We start from the raw sequence: 11,742 nt of genomic DNA, 5'->3' as shown, positions 1-11,742 counted from the left end.
GCGCATGTCCGGACGCGACGGGGCTTCCGACGAGCGCGGCCGACTGGTGGTCGATCCGTTCGACTACCGGGTGACCGGGCACGGCGCGGTGATCGTCCTGCGGGGCGGCCGCCCCGTGATGACGGTGGGCGGGCGTTCCGCGGCGAAGCTCGTCGCGGCGCTGCAACGTGCGGACGATTCACAGGCGCAGCACCTCCTCGCCCGCGCGAGCGGGAACTATCGTCGGGGGAACGAGCACGGCTGAGGCCGTGCGACGCCGACGAGGGGAGGCCGCACGTGCGGGTCCTGGTGACCGGGGCGACCGGCTACATCGGCGGTCGCCTCGTGCCGCGTCTCGTCGCGGAGGGGCACGAGGTCCGCGTCATCGTCCGCCGGCCCGAGCGGCTGCGCGACGTGCCGTGGGCGGCCGACGTCGACCTGGTCGCGGGCGACCTGACGGATGCCGCGGCGGTCGACCGCGCCACGCGCGACATCGACGTCGTCTACTACCTCGTGCACTCGATGGGCGGGCGCGGCGACTTCGAGGACGTCGAGCTCGCGATCGCCCGGAACGTAGCCGAGCAGGCCCGGAAGAACGGGGTGCGGCGCATCGTGTACCTCGGCGGGCTGCATCCGGCGGGCGGGCGCCTGTCGCGGCACCTGCGGTCGCGGGTGCGGGTGGGGGAGATCCTGCTCGATTCCGGGGTGCCGACGATCGTGCTGCAGGCCGGCGTCGTGATCGGGTCGGGTTCGACCTCGTTCGAGATGATCCGGCACCTGACCGAGGTGCTTCCGTACATGCCCGCGCCGCGCTGGGTGCGCAACTTCATCCAGCCGATCGCCGTGCGCGACGTGCTGCACTACCTGATCCGCGCGGCCGAGGTCCCGCCCGAGGTGAACCGCACGTTCGACATCGGCGGGCCCGACGTGTTCCGCTACGGCCAGCTCATGAACGGCTACGCGGTCGAGGCCGGGCTCCGGCAGCGTCCGATCGCCGCGCTGCCGGTCCTCACGCCCTGGCTGGCCGGGCAGTGGGTCAACCTCGTCACGCCGATCCCGCGGCGCATCGCGGTGCCGATCATCGAATCGCTGCAGTTCGACTGCGTCATGCGCGAGCACGACATCGACGACGTGATCCCGCCGCCCGCCGAGGGGCTGACGCCGTACCGCAGGGCCGTGCGGCTGGCCCTCGAGCGCGAGCGCGAGGGCGAGGTCGAGACGAGCTGGCGCAACGCCGAGGTCGCCGGAGCTCCGAGCGACCCGTTGCCGAGCGATCCCGACTGGTCCGGCCACACGGTCTACACCGACCACCGCGAGCGTCGTTCGACCGCGCCCGTCGAGGCGCTGTTCGCGGTGATCGAGGGGGTCGGCGGGGAGAACGGGTGGTACTCCTTCCCGCTCGCCTGGGCCGTGCGCGGCTGGATCGACAAGCTCTTCGGCGGCGTCGGGCTCCGCCGCGGCCGACGCGACCCGGACACCCTGCACCCGGGCGACGCGGTCGACTTCTGGCGCGTCGAGCGCATCGAGCGGCCGCGGTTCCTCCGGCTGCGCGCCGAGATGCGCGTGCCCGGGCGGGCCTGGCTCGAGATGTCGGCCGAACCGGATGGCTCGGGCTCGCGCTACCGCCAGCGCGCCGTGTACTTCCCGAAGGGGCTCGCCGGGCGGCTGTACTGGTGGGCGGTCTTCCCGTTCCACGGGATCGTGTTCGCGGGCATGGCCAACCGGATCACCGCGGAGGCGGAGGCCGCCGCGTCGACGGCGCAGCCGGCGGGCACCGCCGCGACGGACCCAGAAAAAGTAACGAAACGGTAACGGCCTTTGCTAGGGTGACCTGCACGGTCCCGCGCAAGGAGGCGCGGGTCGTGGAAAGGCCCCCTCAGTGCGTCCCACCCGAGACGCGGTCGTCCCAGCGACCGCGACCCCCGCTCGACCCCACGCCCGCACCCTCGCACGCCCGCCGCGGCCGCTCGTCCGGATCCCACTCGCCGTCGCGGGCATGGTCGCGATCGCCGCCGCGCTCTGGGGCGTCTCCACGCCCACGGACGTGTACGCGATCGACGTCTTCGGCGCGCTCCGCCAACCGGGCGACGCGGCGGCCATCATCGGCCACCGCGGCGACCGCTCCCAGGCCCCCGAGAACACGATGCCGGCGCTGGAGCTCGCGATGGACGAGCTCGCCTACGTCGAGACCGACGTGCGGCTCACGCGCGACGGCGTGCCCGTGCTCTTCCACGACACCGACCTCGAGCGGATCGCCGGTCGCGAGGCGCGCGTCGAGGACCTCGATCTCGATCGGCTCGAGCGGCTCGACGCCGGCGCCTGGTACTCCTCCGAGTGGGCGGGCGAGCGCATCCCGACCCTCGAGGCGTTCCTCGTCGCGCTCGCCGAGCGCGAGGACGCGCGGGCGCTCGTCGAGCTGAAGGCCGACTGGACCCCGGCCGAGGTGCGGACCGTGCTCGACCTCGTCGAACGGCACGGCCTCCGCGGCCGCGTCGTCCTGCAGAGCTTCAGCATCGAGACGCTGCAGTCGATCCAGCAGGTCTCGCCGACCACGCCGCGCATCATGCTGATCCGCGAGCTGCCGGCCGACCCGGTGCCGCTGGCCGAGCAGCTCGGGCTCATCGGGTTCGGCACGACCGCGGCATCCGTCACCGCGGCCCCCGAGGCGATCGACTCCGCGCACGCGGCCGGCATCGCCGTGCTCTGCTACACCCTCAACAGCCAGGACCGCTGGCAGGAGGTCAGCGCGCTCGGGGTCGACGGCATCATCACCGACCAGCCGAGCGACCTCGACGCGTGGATCGCCTCGACCTCGCCCGGGACCTGAGGTGTCGCACGCTCGGTGTCGCGGTCAGCGCACGACGATCACGTCGGCGCCGAGGCGTGCCCCGGCCTCCGCGAACGTCGCGTGCATGCGCTCGGAGAACAGCACGAACCTGACGAGGCCGGGCGCGGCGTCGACCGCGGCCGCGGCGGCCGTGCCGACGGCGACCTCGGCCACGTCGTCGGCCGGCCAGCCGTAGACGCCCGCCGAGACCGCGGGCAGGGCGACGGATGCGGCGCCGAGCTCGGCCGCGAGCGCGAGCGAGTTGCGGTACGCCCGCTCGAGGAGCGCCCGCCGGCGCAGCGCCTCCGGACCCTCGCCCGGCCACACCGGCCCGACGGTGTGCACGACCCAGCGCGCGGCCAGCCGGCCGCCGGTGGTCGCCACGGCTTCGCCCGTCGGCAGGCCGTCGGGGAGCGTCGTCTCCCTGAGCCGTCGGCACGCCGCGAGGATCTCGGGACCGCCCGCGCGGTGGATCGCGCCGTCGACGCCTCCGCCGCCGAGCAGCGACGAGTTCGCCGCGTTCACGATCGCGTCGACGCGCTCCCGCGTGAGGTCGCCCGTGACGAGCTCGATCCGCGGCATCCGGAGATCAGCCCCGGTTGTTGGAGAGCTCGAAGATGCGCACGAGCTCGGCGACGGCCTCCTCGCGCTGGTCTCCGCCCTGCTCGTACATGTGCGAGACGTGGGTGCGGAGGTGGTTCTCGACGAGGAGCTTGTTGAGCGACCCGAGGGACTTCTGGACCGCGAGCGACAGCGTGATGATGTCGATGCAGTAGTCGTCGTTCTCGATCATCTTCTCGATGCCGCGGAGCTGGCCCTCGATGATCTTCGTCCGGTGCAGCGCCCGCTTCTTGATGTCCTCGATCACCCCGTCAGGATACGCCCCGACGCGGGTCCGATGGCCGGTTGAGCGGATGACGCGGAGCGCCGTGTTCGCTAGCGTGAGCGCATGACGACCCCGCGTCCGACCAGGCGGCGCCAGTTCCTCGTCGCGGCGAGCGCGCTCGCCGCGCTCGCGCTCGGGATCGGCCCCGCGGCGGCGGCCGCCGCGTCGCCGCCCGTGCTCGCCGCGTCGTCCGCGCGGTCCGTCGACGGACCCGTTGCCGCGGTCCCCGCCGACGTCGACGACTTCACGTTCGCGAGCTTCGACGCGGTGTACGAGCTCGGCCGCGACGGCGACGGCCGCTCCACGCTCCGCACGACCGAGACGCTCGTCGCCGTGTTCCCCGAGTACGACCAGAACCGCGGCATCCGTCGCGCCATCCCGCGCAACTACGACGGGCATCCGACCGACATCCGCATCCGCTCCGTCTTCGACCAGGACGGCGTGCCGCGGTCGTTCGAGACCGAGCGCAGCGAGGACGGCGAGTTCGAGCTCGTCACGATCGCCGCCGACGACTTCGTGCACGGCGAGCAGACCTACGTGATCACCTACGACCAGCGCAACGTCACGTTCGATCCCGACGACCTCGACCTGCAGGAGTTCTACTGGGACGTCAACGGCACCGGCTGGCGCCAGCCGTTCGGCGTCGTCCGGGCCGAGGTGCGCCTCGAGCCCGATCTCGTCGAGGCGTTCACCGGCGACGTCGCCTGCTACAGCGGCTACGAGGGCTCCAGCACGCCGTGCGCGAGCCTCGAGGTGCAGCCCGACGGCGCGCCGATCGTCGTCGCGCGGGCCGACCTGCTGGGTCCGTACCAGAACCTGACCGTGGCGCTCGGGTTCGCCGCCGGCACCTTCGAGCCGCGCGACGAGCGGTTCACTTCCTCGCCCGCGGCCATGACCTCCCTCGTCGGCGCGCTCGCGGCCATCGCCGTCGCGGTCACCGCGGGGGTCATGCGCGCCACCCGGTGGCGCGACCACCCGGGTCGCGGGCTGATCATCGCGGAGTACGAGCCGCCCGAGCGGCTGACGCTCATGGAGGCGGCCGACCTCGTCAAGGCCGCGTCGAAGGGCATCACGGCGACCCTTCTCGCCGAGGCCGTCGACCGACGCGTGCGGGTCATCGAGACCGGCTCCCGGAAGTACACGGTGCAGCTCGCGGCGCCCATCGAGGGCGCCGACCGCGACGCGACGGCCGTCCTCCGGGCCGTCTTCGGGCCGATGGCGGCGATCGGCTCGCGCCGCGACCTGAAGTCGCGCGACGCCACGCTCGGAACGAAGCTCGCGCGGCTGCGGACCTCCGTGCACTCCCGCGTGGAACGGGAGGGACTCCGGCGCCGGCCCGATCGCGGCATGCGCGCGCTGCTCTCGCTGCTCGCGATCGGCGCGGCGGTCCTCGCCGCCGTGTTCGGCTTCGTCGCCCTCGACGAGCGCATGGGCGGCGGATGGCCGTGGCTCACGATCCTCGTCGCCGGCGCGATGGTGTTCGTCACCTTCGGCCTCGTCGGCGTCGTCCGCCCGCTCACGGAACGCGGACGCGCCCTTCGCGACCACCTCGAGGGCCTCGAGGAGTACATCCGGCTCGCCGAGGCCGACCGCCTCCGCGTCCTCCAGTCGCCGACCGGCGCGGAGCGCGCCCCGATGCCGGCGCTCGACATCCCGCCGCCGGCACCGGGTGCGATCCCGACCGGGCTCCCCGCGCCGGTCGGGAGCCGGCCGATCCGCGCGGACGGGACGCCCGACCCCGAGGCGGTGCTGCGCCTCAACGAGCGGCTCCTGCCGTACTCGGTGCTCTTCGGGATGGAGCGCGAGTGGAGCCAGGTGCTCGCGGCGCTCTACGCGGAGCAGGGGCGCGAGCCCGACTGGTACTCGGGTCGGAGCGGCTTCCACGCGGGGTACTTCGCCGCGAGCGTGAGCTCCTTCAGCAGCGTGTCGAGCACCAGCTGGTCGGGTTCGTCGTCGAGCTCGTCGTCGGGCGGGTCGAGCGGCGGCGGATCCTCGGGCGGCGGAGGCGGCGGAGGAGGCGGCGGCGGCGTCTGACCCGCCCGGTCACTCGTCGTCGGCCCGATCACTCGGCGTCGGCCCGGTCACTCCTGGTCGGCCGGGTCACTCCTCGTCGGCGGCGGGCGCGCGCTCGTCGGGGAGCACCACGCGGCGCTCGGCGTCGATGCCGACGACGTCGTCGTCGGAATCCTCGCCGACGGGCCGCTCGTCCTCGTCCTCGTCGGGCTCGGGCGCGGGCGGGAGCTCGCCGTCCTGTGCGACCTGGAACTCGTGATCGTCGGCGATGCCTCCGCCGACCCCCGTCGACTCGTCCATGGCACGAGCGTAGCCCCGCCTGCCGCGCTCCGACAGGGCCGAGGTCCCGGTCCGGGCGTGCCGATCGCGCCGCATTCGCGCCGACCGCGCCACCGCGCGTAGAATGGCCGAGGCGCTCGACGGATCCATCCATCGACCGACGGCTGGGGGAACTCGCTCCGCCATGCTCGGCCTCTCCGGATCCGGCGCACCGCGACGGCCTCGACGTCCGATCCCGTCAGGCGGTGCCGACCACCCGCCCGTGGTCCCGATCGCCGGATCCCATCGGGCCCAGACAGGGGAGGACCATTGGCCCAGACGAGGCAGCGGCAGCGCACGCGCTCGCGTGACGACGACGCGCCCATCATCCCGATCCTCGCGCGCAAGGTGCGAGAGGTCGAGCAGAAGGCCCAGAAGAACAGGCTGGGCCCCACCAACCGCACCAAGTTCCAGGTCATCGCGCTGCTCATGCGCGAGGAGCGGGCCCGGGTGAAGGGCGACGGCGAGATCGGCGACGGCGCGCGCGCCGAACTGCTGAAGCGCCTCGACGGCATCGCGCAGATCCTCGCGAAGACCGCGGCGCGCGACACGAGCCTCATCACGCTGCTCGAGCCCGATGCGTCGATCTCGACGGTCGCGCAGCGGTTCCGCCGCGACTGGCTCCTCGAGTCGGGCGCCGAGCTCAGCGACGACGAGCTGATCATCGTCCGCGAGCCGGCACCGGCGCCCGAGATCGCAGTCAACCAGGTCATCCCGCCGTCGGTGAAGTCCCGGCAGCTCGCGAACCCGTTCCTGGCGCCCGACTTCGCCCGCGGCGACCACCACGTCGTCCCCGTCCGGCGGCTCGCGAACTGGGAGCTGCTCGGCCCGCTGTTCAAGTCGTTCGAGTCCGGCTCGGGCGGCCAGGCCGCGTCGATGGACCTGCCCGAGGCGCCGCGGGTCGACCGGCTCGCGCCGCGCGGCCTCGAGCTCATGCCCCACCAGGCGCGGTTCATCGAGTCGGCGCGCCAGGGGCACCGCACGTTCCTGCTCGCCGACGAGCCGGGCCTCGGCAAGACCGCCCAGTCGGTGCTCGCGGCATCCGTCGCCGACGCCTACCCGCTGCTCGCGGTCGTGCCGAACGTCGTGAAGATGAACTGGGCGCGCGAGGTCGAGCAGTGGACCCCGCACCGCCGCGCGACCGTGATCCACGGCGACGGCGACACGGTCGACGCGTTCGCCGACGTGGTCGTCGTCAACTACGACATCCTCGACCGGCACATGTCGTGGCTGTCGACCATGGGCTTCCGCGGCATGGTCGTCGACGAGGCGCACTTCATCAAGAACCTCCAGTCGCAGCGCTCGCGCAACGTCCTCGCGCTCGCCGAGCGCATCCGCTCGAACACGCCGGGCGGCGATCCGCTGCTGCTCGCGCTCACCGGCACCCCGCTCATCAACGACGTCGACGACTTCCGCGCGATCTGGCAGTTCCTCGGCTGGATCGTCGGCGACCGGCCGTCGCCCGAGCTCCTCGGCCGGCTCGAGGAGACCGGGCTCACGCCCGCCGAGCCGGGCTTCTACGCCGAGGCGCGGCGCACCGTCATCGACCTCGGCATCGTGCGTCGCCGCAAGGTCGACGTCGCCGCCGACCTGCCCGACAAGCGCATCGCCGACCTCCACGTCGAGCTCGACGACGAGCTCGGCCGCTCGATCCGCGCCGCCGAGCGCGAGCTCGGCAACCGGCTCGCGAATCGGTTCCGCGCGCTGGTCGAATCGCGCAAGCTCCGCGTGGGCGACCTCGACGAGCTCGAGCGCGACCAGTACATCCGCGCGGTGGCCCTCTCCGAGCTCGAGGAGTCGAAGTCGTCGAAGTCGGGCGAGAACGTCTTCACGATGGTGCGCCGCATCGGCCAGGCGAAGGCCGGCCTCGCGGCCGACTACGCCGCGCAGCTCGCGCGCTCGGCGGGCAAGGTCGTCTTCTTCGCCAAGCACATCGACGTCATGGACCAGGCCGAGGCCGCGTTCGCGGCCCGGGAGCTGCGCACGGTGTCCATCCGCGGCGACCAGACGGCGGTCGCGCGCCAGCAGGCGATCGACGCGTTCAACACCGAGTCCGACGTCTCGATCGCGGTCTGCTCGCTGACGGCCGCGGGCGTCGGCGTGAACCTCCAGTCGGCGTCGAACGTCGTGCTCGCCGAGCTCAGCTGGACCGCCGCGGAGCAGACGCAGGCGATCGACCGCGTGCACCGCATCGGCCAGGACGAGCCCGTCACCGCCTGGCGGATCATCGCCGCGCACACCGTCGACGCCCGCATCGCCGAGCTCATCGACCAGAAGCAGGGGCTCGCGCTCCGCGCGCTCGACGGCAGCGACATCGAGCCGGGCTCGGCCGATTCGGTCCAGCTCGACGCGCTGCAGCACCTGCTCCGGCAGGCGCTGGACGGCGCCCTGTAGCGCCGGCTCGCGGCATCCGTCGTCGCCGTCGGTCGCCCACGTCGGGCGGTCACGACGCGACCGGATGCCGCGAGCCCCGCTAGACTCCGTGACGTTCGCGCCTCGACGATGCGGCACCCCCGCGAACGTCCCTTCCCACGAGGAGTCACTCAGGCATGAAGATCGGCATTCTGACGAGCGGCGGCGACTGCCCCGGGCTGAACGCGGTCATCCGCGGCTCGGTGCTGAAGGGCGTCATCTCGCACGAGGCGGAGTTCGTCGGGTTCCGCTGGGGCTGGCGCGGCGTGGTCGAGCGCGACATCATGCCCATCACGCGCCACGACGTCCGCGGACTCTCGAAGCAGGGCGGCACCATCCTCGGCTCGAGCCGCACGAACCCCTTCGAGGGCGAGCGGGGCGGCCCCGAGAACATCCGCCGCATGCTCGACGAGGAGGGCATCGACGCGATCATCGCGATCGGCGGCGAGGGCACGCTCACCGCGGCCCGCCGGCTCTGGGACGAGGGCGGCATCCCCGTCATCGGCGTCCCGAAGACCATCGACAACGACCTCGCCGCGACCGACTACTCGTTCGGGTTCGACACGGCCGTCGAGATCGCGACCGAGGCGATCGATCGGCTGCGCACCACCGCCGAGTCGCACAACCGCGCGATCGTGCTCGAGGTCATGGGCCGCCACGTCGGCTGGATCGCCCTGCACTCCGGCATGGCCGGCGGCGCGCACGCGATCCTGATCCCTGAGCAGCCCATGGGCATCGACGAGATCTGCCACTACGTCGAGTCGGTCCGCGACCGCGGCCGCGCGCCCCTCATCGTGGTGGCCGAGGGCTTCAAGCTCGACACCATGGAGGAGGCGCACTCGCACCTCGGCCTCGACGCGTTCAACCGGCCGCGTCTCGGCGGCATCGCCGAGAAGCTCGCGCCCATGATCGAGGAGCGCACGGGCATCGAGTCGCGGCACACCGTGCTCGGCCACATCCAGCGCGGCGGCGCCCCGTCGGCGTACGACCGCGTGCTCGCGACGCGACTCGGCATGGCCGCGGTCGACGCCGCGGTCGATCGCGCCTGGGGCAGCATGGTCACCCTCCGTGGCACCGACATCGCCCGAGTCTCGATCGCGGATGCCACGGGCGGGCTGAACGTCGTCCCGCAGTCGCGCTACGACGAGGCGCGGATCCTCTTCGGCTGAGCGCATGTCGGCTGAGCGGATGACGGCTGAGCGCACGTCGGCCGAGCGGATGCCGCTTCCGGAGGTCTGCGTCTGCTACGTCCTCCGCGAGGTCGGAGGACGCACCGAGGTGCTGCTCGGCCGGAAGAAGCACGGCCTCGGAGCCGGCAACTACGTCGGCCTCGGCGGAAAGCTCGAGCCGGGGGAGTCGGCCGTCGACGCCGCGGTGCGCGAGGTCGAGGAGGAGTCGGGGCTGGTCGTCGCGGCCGTCGACCTCGAATCCCGCGGGCGCCTGACCTACCTCTTCCCGCACCGCGAGGCGTGGAGCCAGGTCTCGAACGTGTTCGTGGCGCGGGTGTTCACCGGCGAGCCGGCACCCTCCGACGAGCTCGACCCCGAGTGGTTCGCCCTCGACGAGGTGCCGCTCGCCGAGATGTGGGACGACGCGCGCAGGTGGCTGCCCGACGTGCTCGCGGGCGGAACGGTGGGCCGGACCTACGTGTTCGGCGAGGACCTCGCGACCGTGGTGGATGAGCCCGATCACGTCGCGTAGGATCGACGGGGCTCGGCGCTCGCCGAATTCCGCAACCCACCTTCCGTGAACATCCGGCGAACCCCGGTCCGCCGACGACAGAAAGACGCCGGTGGATCTCACCCTCATCGTCGTGCTGGTCATCGCGCTGGCGCTCTTCTTCGACTTCACGAACGGCTTCCACGACACGGCCAACGCGATGGCGACGCCGATCGCGACGGGTGCCCTCCGGCCCAAGATCGCGGTGGCACTCGCAGCCGTCCTCAACCTGGTCGGCGCCTTCCTCTCCACCGAGGTCGCGAAGACCATCTCGGGCGGGCTCATCCGCGAGGGCGAGGACGGCGTGTTCATCACGCCCGAGCTCATCTTCGCCGGCCTCATCGGCGCCATCACCTGGAACATGGTGACGTGGCTGCTCGGCCTGCCGTCCTCCTCGAGCCACGCCCTCTTCGGCGGGCTCATCGGCGCCGCCCTCGTCGGCTTCGGCATCCAGGCGATCGACGGCGGCGTCGTGATGTCGAAGATCATCCTGCCCGCTCTGCTCGCACCGCTCACGGCCGGTCTCGTGGCCTTCGCGGCGACCAAGCTCGCCTACGCGATCACGAGGCGCTACGACGGCAAGCCCGACGGGCGCGACGGGTTCAGGCACGCGCAGATCTTCTCCAGCTCACTGGTCGCGCTCGCGCACGGCACGAACGACGCGCAGAAGACGATGGGCGTCATCACGCTCACGCTCATCTCCGTCGGCGCGCAGCCGGTCGGGTCGGGGCCGGAGTTCTGGGTCGTCGTCACCTGCGCCGTCGCGATCGCGCTCGGCACGTACATGGGCGGATGGCGCATCATCAAGACGCTCGGCACGGGCCTCACCGACGTCAAGCCCGCGCAGGGGTTCGCCTCCGAGACCGCGACGGCGGCGACGATCCTCGCGTCGAGCCACCTCGGCTTCGCCCTGTCGACCACGCAGGTCGCCTCCGGATCGGTGATCGGCTCGGGCCTCGGGCGCCGCGGCTCGACGGTGCGATGGCGCACGGCGGGGCGGATCGGCGTCGGCTGGATCCTCACGCTGCCCGCCGCCGGGGGCGTCGGTGCGCTCGCGGCGGTGGTCGCGTCGATGGGCGTCGTCGGGGTCCTCATCGACGCCGTCGCGGCCGCGGTGATCATCGGCGGCATCTTCCTCTGGTCGCGACGCGACGAGGTCTCCCACCGGAACGTCCTCAGCGAGGTGGCCGATTCGGGTCGTGCCGTGAAGATCAAGCGCACTCCCGAGCCGAAGCGGAAGGTGACCTCGTGATCGACTGGATCTCGTTCGTGATCGTGCTCGTCGCCTCGCTCGTCGGGGCGAGCGTCGTCGTGAGCGCGTACGCCCTCGGCATCCGCCTGCTCACGATCGGCGGCCGGACGCCCGTGGTGGCCCCGGCGGAGTTCACCGACGCCATCACCGTCATCTCGCCCGAGGAGGCCGCGCGCGCCGCGAAGCGCGCGGCGAAGGCCGCCCGCAAGAGCCCGCTCACCGATGGTCAGAAGCGTGCGGCGGTCGTCGGCGCGTGGGCCTGCTTCGCCCTGAGCGGCCTCGCGGTGCTCTACGGCATCTACCTCATCGTTCCCGCACTCCACGGCGGCTGAGCCG

At 72.6% G+C, this 11,742-nt stretch carries 12 protein-coding genes; 9 read left to right on the top strand and 3 right to left on the bottom strand.

Features of this window, described 5'->3' with window-relative positions; all coding sequences use genetic code 11:
• Positions 1-4: 4 nt before the first annotated feature.
• From GJ743_RS10010 to GJ743_RS10000, 3 genes are all read left to right on the top strand, one after another.
• Complete coding sequence (locus tag GJ743_RS10010) at positions 5-244, top strand: hypothetical protein (RefSeq protein ID WP_155051792.1); 240 nt, start codon at positions 5-7, stop codon at positions 242-244.
• Positions 245-276: 32 nt separating this feature from the next.
• The gene (locus tag GJ743_RS10005; RefSeq protein ID WP_328289036.1) at positions 277-1,791 is read left to right on the top strand and encodes an SDR family oxidoreductase; all 1,515 of its coding nucleotides are present in this window, start codon (positions 277-279) and stop codon (positions 1,789-1,791) included.
• Between the two features lie 67 nt (positions 1,792-1,858).
• A complete protein-coding gene (locus tag GJ743_RS10000; protein ID WP_155051790.1) occupies positions 1,859-2,806 on the top strand; it encodes a glycerophosphodiester phosphodiesterase in 948 nt (315 codons plus the stop codon).
• A 24-nt stretch (positions 2,807-2,830) separates the two neighbouring features.
• Here the strand turns inward: GJ743_RS10000 and GJ743_RS09995 are convergent, their stop codons facing one another.
• Together GJ743_RS09995 and GJ743_RS19575 are read right to left on the bottom strand one after the other, a co-directional pair.
• Positions 2,831-3,388, bottom strand: coding sequence for an O-acetyl-ADP-ribose deacetylase (locus GJ743_RS09995; RefSeq protein ID WP_155051789.1), 558 nt, complete (start codon positions 3,386-3,388; stop codon positions 2,831-2,833).
• Positions 3,389-3,395: 7 nt separating this feature from the next.
• Complete coding sequence (locus GJ743_RS19575; RefSeq protein ID WP_129236061.1) at positions 3,396-3,674, bottom strand: metal-sensitive transcriptional regulator; 279 nt, start codon at positions 3,672-3,674, stop codon at positions 3,396-3,398.
• An 81-nt stretch (positions 3,675-3,755) separates the two neighbouring features.
• On the opposite strand from GJ743_RS19575, the gene GJ743_RS09985 reads away from it, so the two are divergent.
• Entirely contained in the window at positions 3,756-5,726 is a 1,971-nt protein-coding gene (locus GJ743_RS09985; protein ID WP_155051788.1) for a DUF2207 domain-containing protein, read from the top strand.
• 66 nt (positions 5,727-5,792) lie between these two features.
• Here GJ743_RS09985 and GJ743_RS09980 read toward each other — a convergent pair whose 3' ends face one another.
• Positions 5,793-6,005, bottom strand: coding sequence for a hypothetical protein (locus tag GJ743_RS09980; RefSeq protein ID WP_155051787.1), 213 nt, complete (start codon positions 6,003-6,005; stop codon positions 5,793-5,795).
• A gap of 288 nt (positions 6,006-6,293) precedes the next feature.
• On the opposite strand from GJ743_RS09980, the gene GJ743_RS09975 reads away from it, so the two are divergent.
• The 5 genes from GJ743_RS09975 to GJ743_RS09955 all read left to right on the top strand — a co-directional run bounded on the left by GJ743_RS09975 (position 6,294) and on the right by GJ743_RS09955 (position 11,738).
• Complete coding sequence (locus tag GJ743_RS09975) at positions 6,294-8,417, top strand: DEAD/DEAH box helicase (protein ID WP_155051786.1); 2,124 nt, start codon at positions 6,294-6,296, stop codon at positions 8,415-8,417.
• Positions 8,418-8,572: 155 nt separating this feature from the next.
• Positions 8,573-9,604, top strand: a complete 1,032-nt coding sequence (locus tag GJ743_RS09970) for a 6-phosphofructokinase (protein WP_155051785.1) — start codon at positions 8,573-8,575, stop codon at positions 9,602-9,604.
• A gap of 19 nt (positions 9,605-9,623) precedes the next feature.
• Positions 9,624-10,136 (top strand): 8-oxo-dGTP diphosphatase, encoded by a 513-nt coding sequence (locus GJ743_RS09965; RefSeq protein WP_196216973.1) that lies wholly within the window; start codon positions 9,624-9,626, stop codon positions 10,134-10,136.
• A 91-nt stretch (positions 10,137-10,227) separates the two neighbouring features.
• Positions 10,228-11,406 carry an inorganic phosphate transporter gene (locus GJ743_RS09960; protein WP_328289035.1) on the top strand — a complete coding sequence of 393 codons (1,179 nt, stop codon included), beginning with the start codon at positions 10,228-10,230 and terminating at the stop codon, positions 11,404-11,406.
• Positions 11,403-11,738: a peptidase gene (locus GJ743_RS09955; protein ID WP_328289034.1), complete on the top strand. Its 336-nt coding sequence runs from the start codon at positions 11,403-11,405 to the stop codon at positions 11,736-11,738. Before GJ743_RS09960 ends, GJ743_RS09955 begins: the two co-directional genes overlap by 4 nt.
• Positions 11,739-11,742: the final 4 nt, after the last annotated feature.

The organism is Agromyces bracchium (assembly GCF_009709675.1).
Lineage (GTDB): Bacteria > Actinomycetota > Actinomycetes > Actinomycetales > Microbacteriaceae > Agromyces > Agromyces bracchium.
The sequence above is the reverse complement of the archived record's forward strand: the minus strand, read 5'-3'. Positions and strand labels throughout refer to the sequence as shown.

What these genes read in the sequence shown, in the direction of transcription:
- GJ743_RS10010 (WP_155051792.1), top strand. Translation starts at nt 5, where the DNA reads ATGTCCGGACGCGACGGGGCTTCCGACGAGCGCGGCCGACTGGTGGTC.
- GJ743_RS09970 (WP_155051785.1), top strand. Translation starts at nt 8,573, where the DNA reads ATGAAGATCGGCATTCTGACGAGCGGCGGCGACTGCCCCGGGCTGAAC.
- GJ743_RS09995 (WP_155051789.1), bottom strand. Translation starts at nt 3,388, where the DNA reads ATGCCGCGGATCGAGCTCGTCACGGGCGACCTCACGCGGGAGCGCGTC.
- GJ743_RS09985 (WP_155051788.1), top strand. Translation starts at nt 3,756, where the DNA reads ATGACGACCCCGCGTCCGACCAGGCGGCGCCAGTTCCTCGTCGCGGCG.
- GJ743_RS09980 (WP_155051787.1), bottom strand. Translation starts at nt 6,005, where the DNA reads ATGGACGAGTCGACGGGGGTCGGCGGAGGCATCGCCGACGATCACGAG.
- GJ743_RS09965 (WP_196216973.1), top strand. Translation starts at nt 9,624, where the DNA reads ATGACGGCTGAGCGCACGTCGGCCGAGCGGATGCCGCTTCCGGAGGTC.